Source organism: Halorhodospira neutriphila (assembly GCF_016584055.1).
GTDB classification, from domain to species: Bacteria; Pseudomonadota; Gammaproteobacteria; order Nitrococcales; family Halorhodospiraceae; genus Halorhodospira; species Halorhodospira neutriphila.
The window spans coordinates 1-12,911 of record NZ_NRSH01000063.1; the positions used below are offsets into that span (position 1 = coordinate 1).

Consider the following 12,911-nt stretch of genomic DNA (forward strand, 5'->3'; position numbering starts at 1 on the left):
GGAGCTGGAGCGGGTCACCGGCGAGAGCGGCGAGGAGCTGCTCGCCCGGCTGCGCCGCCTGGGCTCGCCGGAGTGGCCCCCTGAGTCCCGGGTGGTCCCGGTGACCACCGGGGAGCTGCCCGCCGATCTCGCCGAGCTGCGCGTCGAGCAGCGCAAGGAGGTCTTCTTCCGGGTCCTGACCCCGATCGTGCTGGCCGAGAACGCCCGCCTGCGCGAGGCGCGCGGCTTTGTGCAGCGGAGCGCGGGCCGGCTCGACGAGCTGAGCGCCGACGAGCAGCGCCGGCTCGAGGCGCTGGCGGCGTACTACGGGGTCGAGCGCGACGGCGAGGGCTTCACCGAGCGCCTGCTCCGCCGGCTCGACGAGGTCCCGGTGAGCCTGGCCCTGGCGCAGGCGGCCAACGAGAGCGGCTGGGGGACCTCCCGCTTCACCCGCGAGGGGAACAACCTCTTCGGCGAGTGGACGTGGACCGAGGAGGGGCTCGTGCCCCAGCAGCGCGAGGCCGGCAAGTCCCACCGTGTGCGCATCTTCCCGAGCCTGAAGGCGTCAGTGCGCTCTTACCTCCACAACCTGAACACCCACCGGGCCTACGCTGGCTTCCGCGAGCGCCGCGCCGCGATGCGCGAGCGCGGTGAGCCCCTCGACGGGGCCGCCCTGGCCGGGGGGCTGAAGGCCTACTCCGAGCGCGGCAGCGCCTACATCGAGGAGCTGCGCGCCATGATCCGCCACAACGGCCTCGAGCGGCTGCGCGGCCTGCGCCTGGCCGAGGCCGTGCCCAAGGGCGAGTAGGCAGGCGCCGCGGCCGGCGCCGGGCGCCTCCGGGATCAGCGGGCCGGCTCGGCGCCCCCCTCGGCGCCCCTCACCCACAGGTGGCTGAACCAGAAGTAGCGGTCCTGGCTGCGGTGGGGCGCCGTGCAGTTGTAGCGCGACCGGCCCGGGCCGAGGGGCTCCGGGGCGGCGGCCGCGAAGCGCGTCCGCCCCTCGTCCAGCCACTCCAGGGTGATCCGGCCCTGGCCGCTGGCGAAGCAGCTCAGCCGCTGCGTGGCGACGGCGCCGCCGTCGGCGAGGGTGACCTCCAGGCGGGGCGGGTTGCTGCCGTCGATCACCGGGTCGAAGGGCGTTGCCGCCGCCACCGGCAGCGGCAGGCTGCGGGCGCGCAGGGCGAAGTCGTCGATCCCGCCGTAGCGCTCGTTGAGCGCGAAGCGCGGCAGCGCCCGGGGGTCGTCGACGCCGCCGATGGCGCCGGAGTGCTGGCCGAAGGCGTAGTAGCCCTTGTCGGTGAGGATCTCGGCGAGCCGGGCGCTGTACTCGCCGTAGGGGTAGGCGTAGAGCTTGGGCTCGGTATTGGCCGCCGCGCCGAGCTCCGCCTGGAGCCGGCGCTGGGCGCGCTCGACATCGCGGCGCATGCGTGCCTCCCAGGCCTCGCTCCCCACCTCCTCCTCGCCGGCCTCGCGCCGGACGAGGTAGTCGTGGCTCGCCGAGTGGTTGGCGAAGTCGACGAGCCCGCTGTCGCGCATCTCGCGCATCTGCGCCCAGCTCATGTAGCCGGGGCGGCCGGCGTCGACGGGGTCGGTGGCGACGAAGACGGTCATCGGCCAGCCGCGCGCCTTCAGCCGCGGGAACGCCGCCTCGTAGACGGAGGCGTAGGCGTCGTCGGCGGTGAGCGCCACGGTGCGCTCGGGCAGCGGCTCGCCCCGGCGCAGGGTCTCGACGATGCGCGCCAGGGGCCAGACGCGGTAGTCGTGCTCGGCGAGGTAGTCGAGGTGGGCCTCGAACTGCTCGAGGCGGATGCTCGTCGACGGGTAGCGGTCCTCGCCGAAGCGGTGGTACATGAAGACCACGGCGCTGTCCGCGGCGCCGTCGGTCTCGGCCGCCGCCGAGGAGGCGCTGCCGCCGGGCAGGGCCGCGGCGGCGAGGAGCAGCGCCGCGAGCGCGCCGCTCGCCGCGCGGCAGGCGCGCCGCGGCGGGCCGGGGGTGGTCTTGGCAGGCATCTCGCTGCCCTCCTGGGGCCGCCCGGCTAGCTGAGGAAGAGCCGGTAGGCCGGGTTGTCCGTCTCCTCGGCGTAGCTGTAGCCGAGCTCATCGAGGAAGGTGGCGAAATCGCCGCGCTCCTGGGGCGGGACCTGGATCCCGCACAGGACCCGGCCGTAGGCGGCGCCGTTGTTGCGGTAGTGGAAGAGGCTGATGTTCCAGCGCCCGCCGAGGTTGGCGAGGAACTGCATCAGCGCCCCGGGGCGCTCGGGGAACTCGAAGCGGTAGATGAGCTCGTGGGCGACGCCGTGGCCGCGCCCGCCGACCATGTGCCGGACGTGGACCTTGGCCATCTCGTCGCGGGTGAGGTCGAGCACCGCGTAGCCCTGCCCCTCGAGCTGCGCCACCAGCGCCTGGCGCTCCCGGTCGCCGTCGCGCAGGGCGATGCCGGCGTAGACGTGGGCGTTCTCCGGGTCCGCCATGCGGTAGTTGAACTCGGTGATCGGCCGCTCGCCGATGGTCTCGCAGAAGCGCCGGAAGGCGCCGGGGCGCTCGGGGATGGTCACCGCGAGCACCGCCTCGCGGTGCTCGCCGAGCTCGGCGCGCTCGGCGACGTGGGCCAGCCGCGAGAAGTTCATGTTGGCGCCGCTGTTGACGGCGACCAGCGTCTCGTCGCGCACGCCGTGGAGCTCGGCGTACCGCTTGGCGCCGGCCACGCCGAGCGCCCCGGCCGGCTCGAGGATCGAGCGGGTCTCCTCGAAGACGTCCTTGATCGCCGCGCAGATCTCGTCGGTGCTCACCAGCACGACCTCGTCGACGTGGCGGCGCAGGATGGGGAAGGTGTGCTCGCCGATCTGGCGCACGGCGACGCCGTCGGCGAACAGGCCCACCTCGTCGAGGCGCACGCGCTCGCCGGCCTCGAGGCTGGTGGCCAGGGTCGGGGTGTCCTCGGGCTCGACGGCCACGATGCGGATATCCGGGCGCAGCTGGCTGATGTAGACGGCGATCCCGGCGGCGAGCCCGCCGCCGCCGACGGGGATGAAGATGGCGTGGATATCCCGCGGGTGCTGGTGGAGGATCTCCATGCCCACCGTGCCCTGCCCGGCGATGACGTCCGGGTGGTCGTAGGGCGGGATGTAGGTCAGCCCGTGGGCCTCGATGAGCTCCTGCGCCTTGGCCGAGGCGGCGTCGTAGCCGTCGCCGTGGAGGACGACGCTGCCGCCGAAGCGGCGCACGGCGTCGATCTTGATCTGCGGCGTGGTCCGCGGCATGACGATGGTCGCCTCGATGCCGAGCCGCCGCGCCGACAGCGCCACCCCCTGGGCGTGGTTGCCCGCCGAGGCGCAGATCACGCCGCGCCGGCGCGCCTCGGCGGGCAGCTGGATGATGCGGTTGTAGGCCCCGCGCAGCTTGAAGGAAAAGACCGGCTGCAGGTCCTCGCGCTTGAGCAGCAGCTGGTTGCCGATCCGCGCCGAGAGGATCGGCGCCGGGTCGAGGGGGCTCTGCTCGGCGACGTCGTAGACGCAGGCGGTGAGGATGCGCTCGAGGTAGCCGCGCTCGGCGGCTGCCGAGGCCGTGTTGTCGGGGCGCGTGTCGAGTTCGCTATGATGGGTAGCCATAGGCTTCCTAGCATACCGCGCTAGCGGGGCTGATCGAACCCACCACCCGAATGAGAGAGGGGGGCGCAGAATGGCTCAGGATCAAGCGAAGCGCGCGGCGGCGGAGGCCGCGCTGGAGTACGTCGAGGAGGACGCCGTCGTCGGCGTCGGGACCGGCTCGACGGTGGACTGGTTCATCGACGCCCTCGCCGACATGCGCAACCGCATCCGCGGCGCCGTCTCGAGCTCCGAGAAGAGCACCGAGCGGCTGCGCAGCCACGGCATCGATGTGCTCGACCTCAACAGCACCGGCCGGCTGCCGCTCTACGTCGACGGCGCCGACGAGGCCAACCGCTTCCTGCAGCTGATCAAGGGCGGCGGCGGCGCGCTGACCCGCGAGAAGATCGTCGCCTCGGCCTCCGACCGGTTCGTCTGCGTCGCCGACGAGGGCAAGCTCGTCGACGTCCTCGGCGCCTTCCCCCTGCCGGTGGAGGTCATCCCCATGGCCCGGAGCACCGTCGCCCGGGAGCTGGTGCGCCTCGGCGGGCGCCCGGAGCTGCGCGAGGGCTTCACCACGGACAACGGCAACCTCATCCTCGACGTCTACGGCCTGTCGATCACCGAGCCGCTGAAGCTCGAGCAGTCCCTGAACAACATCCCCGGCGTGGTGACCAACGGCATCTTCGCCCTGCGCCCGGCGGACCTGCTCCTGCTCGGCGGCGAGTCCGGGGTGCGGCGCCTGACGGCGGAGTAGGGCGGCCGCGGGGGGCTGCGCGGTGTCGCGGCTGCTGATCGTCGCCGGGGCGCTCCTGCTGCTCGCCGGCCTCGCCTGGCCGTGGCTCGGCAAGCTCGGCCTCGGGCGCCTGCCCGGGGATCTGCTCATCCAGCGCGAGGGCCTCACCCTCTACATCCCCCTCACCACGATGCTGCTCGTCAGCGCCGTGGTGAGCCTGCTCCTGTGGCTGCTCCGCAAGTAGGCGGCCGGCGCCCGGCGCTCAGCCGCCGCTGACCGGGGGCAGGAGGGCGAGCCGGCTGTCCGCCGCCACCGGGGTGTCGGCGCTGACCAGGCGGTCGCCGATGGCCACGGCGCTGGCGTCGAGCTGCTCGGCCAGCGCCGGGTGGTCGCGGCGCAGCCGCTCGAGCACGGCGCCGACGGTGGCTTCCTCGGCGGGCGGCGCCATCTCCAGCGCCGACGCCCCGGCGAGCTCGGCCAACACCCCGTAGAGCTCGATGCGCACGGTCGCGGATCCCCCTTCGCCGCTCTGCTGGGACTCGGGGGGATTGTGCCACGCCGCCGGGGCTTGCTGGACCTGGCTGCCGGAAACGGTCACAATCGCCGCAGCACGCGGACCACCCGACGACGGCGGCCCCACGCCGCCCTGACGCTGCCCGTCCCTATGGAACCATCGATGACGCAAACGCCCTCGCGCCCCGGCTGGCTCGCGACCGCCTGGTACGCGATCCGGCCGCGAACCCTGCCGCTGTCGCTGTCGCCGGTGCTCGCCGGCTCGGCGGTCGGCTGGGCCCAGGCCGGGGCGCCGCGTCCCGATATCACCCTCGTCGCCGCCCTCTCGGCGGCGGCGATCCAGGTCGGCACCAACCTCCAGAACGACGCCGCCGATACCCTCAACGCCACCGACCAGGCCGACCGCCTCGGCCCCGTGCGCGTGACCGAGCGCGGCTGGATGACCGCCCGGCAGGTGCTCGCGGCGGCCTACGCCAGCTTCGCGCTCGCCGTGCTCTGCGGCCTCTACCTGGTGGCCATCGGCGGCTGGCCGATCCTGGCCATCGGGCTGGTCTCGGTGGCGGCGGGCTACGCCTACTCGGCCGGGCCGCGGCCGATCTCCCGCGGGCCCCTCGGCGAGCTCTTCGTGATCCTCTTCTTCGGCGTCGTGCCGGTCGGCGGGATGACCTACCTCTACACCGGCGGGGTGACGGCGCCGGCCCTCCTGCTCGGGGCCGTCGTCGGCCTGCCCGCCGCCGCCGTGCTGCTCGTCAACAACCTGCGCGACCGCCGCAACGACGCCCGGGCCGGCCGGCGGACGCTGGCGATCCTCCTCGGCCGCGACGGCTCGCGGCGGCTGTTCAGCGGCCTGCTGGCGGGGGTGGCCGCCGGGCTCCTGGCCCTGGGGGTGCTGGGGGCGCCGTGGTCGGGGGCCGTGCTCGGCCTCGTGGGCCTCCCCCTGGGTGTGCGGATCTGGCGCAGCCTCGCCGAGGCCGACTCGGCGGCCGTCTACAACGCCTGCCTCGGCCGCACGGCCGGCTTCCAGCTCGCGCTGACCCTGGGGGCGGGCCTGGGCCTGCTGCTGGCGGGCCTCTGGCCCTAGCCGGCCAACCCGCCCGGTCAGGCGTGTTAGACTCCTGCTCGAAGGCGTGAAAGGCGTGAAGGGAGGCAACGGGAGGCGACCATGCCGCAGCTGGCACGCGAGGCGCTCATCGGCGGCCTCGCCCCGGGCACGCTTCTCGCCGAGGCCGGGCTGACGGTCCTGCGCGTCGCCGTCGGCCTGATGATGGCCTTCGGCCACGGCCTCGGCAAGCTCCCGCCGAGCGAGGGCTTCATCAGCATGATCGAGGGCCTGGGGCTGCCCCTGCCGGTCTTCTTCGCCTGGGCCACCGGCGTCGCCGAGTTCCTCGGCGGGCTGCTGCTGGCCGCCGGGGCGCTGACGCGGCTCTCCGCGCTCGCCGTGCTGGTGCCGATGCTCGTCGCCGCCCTCGTCGCCCACGCCGGCGATCCGCTCTTCGCCGCGCCCGGCGAGCCGAGCCGCGAGATGGCGCTGCTCTACGCCGCCGTCGCCGTCGGCTTCCTCCTCGCCGGGGCGGGCCGCTTCAGCGCGGACCGCTACCTCCGGGACTGGGTGTAGTTGTCGTCAGGTAAAGGAGACCTACCTTGAGCGCGTCGAGACTCCGTACCTTCGGGAAGTGGCTCACCCTTGCGCTGGCCGTCGGCGCCCTGGTGGCCCTGATCGGCTCCCTCGCCCTGCGGGGCGAGCAGGCGCTGAGCTTCCTGCTCGCCTTCGTGGTCCTCTTCCCGGCAGCGCTGATCTCGGCGTTCCTGCGCTGGTGGCCGAGCCGCCTGGCCGAGGGGGGCAGCAGCGGGGGCAAGCGCTGGCTCAACCTCAGCGCCCTGGGGCTGCTGCTCGCCGCGCTCCTGTGCCTGATCGCCGGCGTGACCTGGTTCGGCAAGGCCCTGGGGACGCTGCTCCTCGTCGCCGGCGCGCTCCTGCTGCCGCCGGCGACGATCCTGGGGCTGCTCGCCTACTCGCTCCACGACCGCGAGCGGCTCGCCGAGACCGCCCTCGAGCCGGGCGAGCGCATCGTCTACCAGGCCGAGGTGCACTGGGGGGTCTTCCTGCCGCCGATCCTCGTGCTCACCGCCAGCGTCCTGCTCGCCGTCGGCCCCTTCGGCATCATCGGCACCGTGGTGGCCACGGCGCTCTACCTCATCCTCCTGCCGGGCATGGCGGCCCACGCCCTGAGCGTCTTCCTCAATACCGAGCTGGAGCTGAGCCAGCACCAGCTGGTGGCCGCCACAGGGCTGCTGGTGCAGAGCACCCGCGTGCTGCCGCGGCGCTCGATCCAGGCCGTGGGGGTCAACCAGGGCTGGCTGGGCTGGCTGCTCGGCTACGGCCGGATCAGCTTCATCTTCAAGGACGGCTCGAGCTTCAAGGTCCCCGGGGTCGTTGATCCCGAGGGCTTCCGGCAGATCGTCGGCGACGACTACGTGTAGCTCGCCTCGCCGCCCTCGCCGAGGTGCTCGGCCATCAGGGCGGCGATGTCCACCCGCGCCCGCAGGCGCCGGCAGAGCATGAACGTCCCCATGAACTTGCGGTGGAGGAAGAGCGTCTCCGGCGCCGGGGCGCGGCTGAACTGCTGGTCGAGGAACATCGCCCGCCCCCGGTAGTAGACCCGCTCGAACAGCCCCGAGGCGCCGAAGTCGTAGGCGCCCGCCTGGCGTAGCGGCTCGCTGGTCATTTCCAGGAGCTCGAGCAGCGCCTCGACCTCCGCCTCGCTCGTGCCGGCGTCGATGTAGCCGAGGGCCGCGGCGCTCTCGCGCAGCCCCTGCCGGTCGCCGTCGCGGGCGGCGCGCCCCATCCGCCGGTAGGCGGCGACGAGCTCGCCGCCGACGGTGTGGGTGGCGCCGAAGTCGAGCAGCACGATCCGGCCGCTCTCGGGCTGGTAGAGGTAGTTGCCGAAGTTCGGGTCGGTCTGGACGAGCCCGAGCTCGAAGAGCTCGCGCAGGTTCAGCCGGCTCAGCAGGCCCGCCGCCCGGTCCCGCTCGGCCTGCGAGAAGGCCTCCTCGGCGAGGCGGTGGATGGGGATCCCCTCGGCGTAGTCCATGGCGAGGATCCTCGGCGTGCAGAACTCGCGCTGGACCCGCGGCACGGTGAGGTCGGGGTCCTCGCCGAGCGCCTCGGCGTAGGCCTCGAGGGCGTCGGCCTCGGCGGCGTAGTCCGCCTCCTGGTGGAGCTCGCGGTGGGCCTCGGCGAGCATCCCCTCGACGTCCACGCCCTCCGGGACGACGCCGAAGGAGCGCACCAGGAAGCGCAGGTTGCCGAGGTCGCTGTCGATGCTCTCGCGCACGCCGGGGAACTGGATCTTGAGCGCCAGGGCGCGGCCGTCCGGGGCCTCGGCGTAGTGGACCTGGCCGATGGAGGCGGCGGCGATGGGGGTGAAGTCGAAGCGCCGGAAGCGCTCCTGCCAGCGCCGGCCGTACTCGCGCTTGAGCACGCTGTCGAGCTGGCTCAGCGGCATGGGCTCGGCGCCCTGGCGCAGCGCCCCCATGATGTCCGCGACCTCCGGCGAGAGGAGGTCGGCGCCGTCCATGGACATGAGCTGGCCCATCTTCATGACGGCGCCGCGCATCTGGCCGAGCCGCTCGGTAAAGCGCCGCGCCCGCTCCGGGGAGAGCTGCACCGGCCCGGTCGCCTCGCGGTCCCGCGCCCGCTCGATGAGCTGGCGCAGGCCGACGCCGAGGGCGAGGTCGCCGGTGGCGCGGCCCATATGGTAGAGCCGCCCGAGCCGGCTGCTCGGGATCCGGCTGCCGCCGCCCGAGCCGCGCTCGCCGCTCACGGGCGCTCCAGCGTCGAGAGGAGGTACTCGACGGCGGGGATCAGCTCCTCGCGGCTGGCCTGCCCCTCGTAGGCGGGCATGGCCCCCTTGCCGGCGAGGGTGCTCTCGACGAGCACCTCGGGGTTGTCGGGGCGCTCCGCCCAGTCCGCCGGCTCGCCGCGCCGCGGGGCCCCGGCGATGCCGTTGTCGTGGCAGGAGCTGCAGGAGGGGGTCGTCCCGCCGTTGTAGAAGGCCTCGCCGGGGTGGGGCTCAGCAGCGGCGGCCTCGGCGCCGCCCGGCGCCGCCGCCTCCTCGGCTGAGCCCGGCTCCGCGCCGTCGGCGCTACCCGCCTCCGTGTCGGTGCCCTCCTCGGCCGCGGCGGGGGCCGGCTCGGTGGTGGTGCCCGTGCCGGCGCTGGCGGCGGACGCCTCGCTGGCGTCCTGCGCCTCCTCTCCCGCCTGCGCGGCCTCGCCCTCGGCGCCGTTGGGCTGCTGCGCCTCGGCGGGGGCCGAGGCGCCCTCCTCCGGCGGGGCGCTCGAGCCCGCCGGCTCGCCGCCGCCGCTGCCCTGCTGCTCGGCCTCCTCGCCGGAGCCGCCGCAGGCGGTGAGGGTGAGGGCCGCGCTCAGGGCCAGGGCTGCTGCCAGGGTCTGCTTGGGCATATCGGATCCGCTCCGGCTGGCTCGAGCGCCTCGGCCCTCCTTGGGTCGGTCCACGGCGCTCGAGGGGACTGGGTAGGTTGTACAGTCCCTATACTAGTGGAGTGACCGGTCGGATCGCCAGGACTCCTGGGGGCGCCCGGCTGAGCGAGCAGCGGCGCGGGCCGCTAGCGCAGGATCAGCAGCGGGGTGCTCGAGCGCATGATCATGTGCGTGGTGGTGCTCCCCACGAAGAAGCGGCGCAGCCGGGAGTGGCCGTAGGCGCCCATCGCCATCAGGTGGATGTCCTTCTCCTTGCGGTAGGTGCAGACCGTCTCGTCGATCCCCCCGGCGCGGACCTCGGCGTGGACCGTGAAGCCGGCCGCCTCCAGCTGCGCGCGCGGCGCGGCGAGGCGCTCGCGGTTGACCTCGGTCTCGGCGTCGACCAGCAGCAGGTGCGCCTCCAGCCCCTGCAGCAGGGGGCTCTCGGCGACCCGCTCCACCACCTTGGCGGCGGCCGGGCTGCCGTCGTAGGCGATCATGAAGCGCTCCGGCTCGCGGAACGCCAGCGGCGCCACCAGGATCGGCCTCTGCACCCGGCGGATGGTGCTCTCCAGGTGGCTGCCGATGTGCTGCTCCACGGCGTCGCCGTCCTCGCCCTGCTTGCCGAGCACGAGCAGGCGCATCTCCTGCTGCGCCTTGTCGAGCACATCGGTGATGTCGCCGTTGCGCAGCAGGCGGCCGGGACTCTCGAAGCCCTGCTCGGCGGCGCGGCTCATGGCGTCGTCGAGCACGGCCTTGCCCTGCTCCCGGGCCAGCTTGCCCCGCTTCTCCTCGAGCTCGACCATCTCGTTGAGCAGGCTGTCGCGGGCGCCGAAGGTCAGGCTGCCGCTCAGGTCCCGCTCGCGCTCCCCGTGGGGGTTGTGGATGGCGTGCAGGAAGGTCAGCGGCGCATCCAGGCGGCGCGCCGCCCAGACGGCGTGGTCGCACACCGACGGAGAGGAGCGGGATCCGTCGACACTGGCGATGACTTTACTCATTGGTTGGGGCTCCTTGCGGGCTCAGTGGCCCATCAGCTGCTCGACGGCGTCCGGCTCGTTGTGGACCGCGTAGCGGTCGACGATGGTCGCCGTCGCCTCGTTCATGCCGACGATCTCGACCTCGATACCCTCGCGGCGGAAGCCTATAACGACGCGGTCGAGGGCCGCCACCGACGTGATGTCCCAGAAGTGGGCCCGGGTCAGGTCGATGGTCACCGTATCTAGGTCCTCCTCGAAATCGAAGGAGTGCCGGAAGCGCTCGGCCGAGGCGAAGAAGACCTGGCCGATGACCTCGTAGCGCCGGTGCAGGGTCTGGTCGTCGGGCAGCGTCGCCACGTCGGAGCGCACGTACATGAAGCGGCTGACCTTGTGGGCGAAGAACAGCGCCGCCAGCAGCACGCCGGTCAGTACGCCGATGGCGAGGTTGTGGGTGAGCACGGTGACCGCCACGGTGCTGACCATGACGATGTTGGTGCTCAGCGGGTGCCTGCGCAGGTTACGGATGGAGCTCCAGCTGAAGGTGCCGACGGCCACCATGATCATCACCGCCACCAGCGCGGCCATGGGGATGAGCTCGAGTAGCGGGGTGAGGAAGACCACCAGGACCAGCAGCACCACGCCGGCCACCAGCGAGGACAGGCGCCCGCGGCCGCCGGATTTCACGTTGATCATGGACTGGCCGATCATCGCGCAGCCGGCCATGCCGCCGAGGCTGCCGGCGGCGAGGTTGGCGATGCCCTGGCCCTTGCACTCCCGGTCGCGGTCGGTCTCGGTATCGGTCAGGTTGTCGACGATGCCCTGGGTCATCATCGACTCGAGCAGGCCGACCACCGTCAGCGCCAGGGCGTAGGGGAGGATGATCCACAGCGTCTCCAGCGTCAGCGGCACATCCGGCCACAGGAGCACCGGCAGGGTGTCGGGCAGCTCACCCATGTCGCCGACGGTGGGGATCTCCAGCCCCAGCAGCCAGGCCAGCGCGGTCAGCACCACGATGGTGACCAGCGGCGAGGGCACCGAGCGGGTCACATAGGGGAACAGGTAGATCAGCGCCAGGCCGCCGGCGACCATCGGGTAGACCGCCCACGGCACACCGGTGAGCTCCGGCAGCTGCGCCATGAAGATCAGGATCCCGAGGGCGTTGACGAAGCCGGTCATCACCGAGTTGGAGATAAAGCGCATCAGCTGCCCCACCCGCAGGTAGCCGGCGGCGATCTGCAGCGCGCCGGTGAGCAGCGTGGCGGCGAGCAGGTACTCGAGCCCGTGCTCCTTGACCAGCGTCACCATCAGCAGCGCCATCGCCGCCGTGGCCCCGGAGATCATCCCCGGCCGGCCGCCGGTGAAGGCGATCACCACGGCGATGCAGAAGGAGGCGTAGAGGCCCACCTGCGGGTCCACGCCGGCGATGATCGAGAAGGCGATCGCCTCGGGGATCAGCGCCAGCGCCACGATGGTCCCGGCGAGGATGTCGCCGCGTACGTTCCCCAACCACTCCCGTCGAGCTCGATCCCAGTTCATCGCTTCCCCTGACTGCCTGAAGAGGACGGCCCGGCGGTGCCCGGGCCGACACGGTGGACGACACGACTGCGCCGCGGCACCGGCCGGTGCCGGTGCGGTACGGGTAGTGCCTCGCAGCTCGAGGGAGGATCTCCCGGCGGGTCTCGGCGCCGGAGCCCGGGCGCGGGTCCGGCCGACAGTCGTGAAGGGCAAGGATCCTACCAGGTCGTTGCCGGGGATGATACCGGCGTCCGGTCGCTCAACCGGGAGGGCACTGGACAGAGCAGGAGCGGCAGAGCCCGGCGCGACGGGGCCTCAGGGCGGATCGGGGGGAAGCTTCAGGAACGCTTCAGAGGTGGTTTGGTGGCCGGGGACGGAATCGAACCGCCGACACGTCGATTTTCAATCGACTGCTCTACCTACTGAGCTACCCGGCCAACAGAGTGATATTCAAGCGGATTTGCGCTGCGCCGTCAACCTCAGCGTCACCCCTGCGGCGCCTGGTACTCCGGCGGGCGCTCGGAGCCCGAGCCGAAGAAGAAGGCCTCCATCTCGCCCTCGAGGAACTTCCGGGCCTGGGGCTCGGCCGGCGTCAGGCGGTACTCGTTGATGAGCATGGTCTGCTGCTGCAGCCACATCTCCCAGGCCTGCCGGCTGACGTGCTCGTAGATGCGCTGGCCCAGCTCGCCGGGGTAGGGCGGGCGCTCGAGGCCCTCGGCCTCCTGCTGGAGCTTGACGCAGTAGACGGTCCTCGCCATGGGCTCTCCCCTTCTGCGTGAGTGCGTTGCGATGACGCCGCCAGTCTACGCGGCGAGAGGCCGCCGCTCCACTCCCTAGCCGCCCTCGTCTCGAGAGGCCTCCGCCAGGAGGCGCTGGATCGGGGCCGCCAGCGCCGGCGCCGGCTCGCTCCCGGGGCGGTACCAGCGCAGCGGCTGCCCCTCCTCCCGGGCCGCGGGGGCGTCGTCCAGGTACCGGAGGCGGACCGGCAGCATCCGCAGCTCGAAGTGGGTGAAGGCGTGGTAGCGGGGCTCGAGGGCGCGGCCGGCGTCGGTGACGACGCCGAGCGCGCGGGCGCACGCCGCCGGGTCGCCCGCCTCGGGGCACTCCGGCAGCGACCAGAGCCCGCC

15 protein-coding genes and 1 tRNA gene are annotated in these 12,911 nt (G+C 73.0%); 6 read left to right on the forward strand and 10 right to left on the reverse strand.

Annotated features, from left to right (window positions below):
- Positions 1-787 (forward strand): glucosaminidase domain-containing protein (locus CKO13_RS06885; RefSeq protein WP_200258388.1); only part of this gene is annotated, 787 nt, incomplete at its 5' end.
- Positions 788-822: 35 nt separating this feature from the next.
- On the opposite strand, the gene CKO13_RS06890 is transcribed toward CKO13_RS06885, so the two are convergent.
- Both CKO13_RS06890 and ilvA read right to left on the reverse strand, forming a co-directional pair.
- Positions 823-1,989 (reverse strand): polysaccharide deacetylase family protein, encoded by a 1,167-nt coding sequence (locus CKO13_RS06890; RefSeq protein ID WP_200258391.1) that lies wholly within the window; start codon positions 1,987-1,989, stop codon positions 823-825.
- 26 nt (positions 1,990-2,015) lie between these two features.
- Entirely contained in the window at positions 2,016-3,587 is a 1,572-nt protein-coding gene (gene ilvA / locus CKO13_RS06895; protein WP_200258394.1) for a threonine ammonia-lyase, biosynthetic, read from the reverse strand.
- Positions 3,588-3,657: 70 nt separating this feature from the next.
- On the opposite strand from ilvA, the gene rpiA reads away from it, so the two are divergent.
- Together rpiA and CKO13_RS06905 are read left to right on the forward strand one after the other, a co-directional pair.
- Positions 3,658-4,320 carry a ribose-5-phosphate isomerase RpiA gene (rpiA, locus tag CKO13_RS06900; protein WP_200258396.1) on the forward strand — a complete coding sequence of 221 codons (663 nt, stop codon included), beginning with the start codon at positions 3,658-3,660 and terminating at the stop codon, positions 4,318-4,320.
- A gap of 22 nt (positions 4,321-4,342) precedes the next feature.
- Entirely contained in the window at positions 4,343-4,543 is a 201-nt protein-coding gene (locus CKO13_RS06905; protein WP_200258398.1) for a DUF2905 family protein, read from the forward strand.
- An 18-nt stretch (positions 4,544-4,561) separates the two neighbouring features.
- Here CKO13_RS06905 and CKO13_RS12930 read toward each other — a convergent pair whose 3' ends face one another.
- Positions 4,562-4,897 carry a MoaD/ThiS family protein gene (locus CKO13_RS12930; RefSeq protein WP_207132124.1) on the reverse strand — a complete coding sequence of 112 codons (336 nt, stop codon included), beginning with the start codon at positions 4,895-4,897 and terminating at the stop codon, positions 4,562-4,564.
- Between the two features lie 78 nt (positions 4,898-4,975).
- Between CKO13_RS12930 and menA the strand changes: the two genes are divergently transcribed.
- The 3 genes from menA to CKO13_RS06925 all read left to right on the forward strand — a co-directional run bounded on the left by menA (position 4,976) and on the right by CKO13_RS06925 (position 7,293).
- Complete coding sequence (menA, locus tag CKO13_RS06915; RefSeq protein WP_242467938.1) at positions 4,976-5,893, forward strand: 1,4-dihydroxy-2-naphthoate octaprenyltransferase; 918 nt, start codon at positions 4,976-4,978, stop codon at positions 5,891-5,893.
- 81 nt (positions 5,894-5,974) lie between these two features.
- A complete protein-coding gene (locus CKO13_RS06920; protein WP_200258409.1) occupies positions 5,975-6,427 on the forward strand; it encodes a DoxX family protein in 453 nt (150 codons plus the stop codon).
- Between the two features lie 26 nt (positions 6,428-6,453).
- Positions 6,454-7,293: a PH domain-containing protein gene (locus CKO13_RS06925; protein ID WP_200258418.1), complete on the forward strand. Its 840-nt coding sequence runs from the start codon at positions 6,454-6,456 to the stop codon at positions 7,291-7,293.
- Here the strand turns inward: CKO13_RS06925 and CKO13_RS06930 are convergent.
- The 7 genes from CKO13_RS06930 to CKO13_RS06960 all read right to left on the reverse strand — a co-directional run.
- Positions 7,284-8,636, reverse strand: coding sequence for an ABC1 kinase family protein (locus CKO13_RS06930; RefSeq protein WP_338034596.1), 1,353 nt, complete (start codon positions 8,634-8,636; stop codon positions 7,284-7,286). The two genes, CKO13_RS06925 and CKO13_RS06930, sit on opposite strands and share 10 nt — an antisense overlap.
- Complete coding sequence (locus tag CKO13_RS06935) at positions 8,633-9,274, reverse strand: c-type cytochrome (protein WP_200258420.1); 642 nt, start codon at positions 9,272-9,274, stop codon at positions 8,633-8,635. Before CKO13_RS06935 ends, CKO13_RS06930 begins: the two co-directional genes overlap by 4 nt.
- Positions 9,275-9,438: 164 nt before the next feature.
- The gene (locus tag CKO13_RS06940) at positions 9,439-10,290 is read right to left on the reverse strand and encodes a universal stress protein (protein ID WP_200258425.1); all 852 of its coding nucleotides are present in this window, start codon (positions 10,288-10,290) and stop codon (positions 9,439-9,441) included.
- A gap of 21 nt (positions 10,291-10,311) precedes the next feature.
- On the reverse strand, positions 10,312-11,805 hold the full coding sequence (locus tag CKO13_RS06945) for a SulP family inorganic anion transporter (RefSeq protein ID WP_200258427.1): 1,494 nt from the start codon (positions 11,803-11,805) through the stop codon (positions 10,312-10,314).
- Positions 11,806-12,145: 340 nt separating this feature from the next.
- Positions 12,146-12,221 (reverse strand) — tRNA-Phe (locus CKO13_RS06950).
- Between the two features lie 48 nt (positions 12,222-12,269).
- A complete protein-coding gene (locus CKO13_RS06955; RefSeq protein WP_200258438.1) occupies positions 12,270-12,542 on the reverse strand; it encodes an oxidative damage protection protein in 273 nt (90 codons plus the stop codon).
- A 75-nt stretch (positions 12,543-12,617) separates the two neighbouring features.
- Positions 12,618-12,911, reverse strand: a 294-nt coding sequence (locus CKO13_RS06960) for an NUDIX domain-containing protein (protein ID WP_200258441.1), incomplete at its 5' end; no start/stop codon positions are given.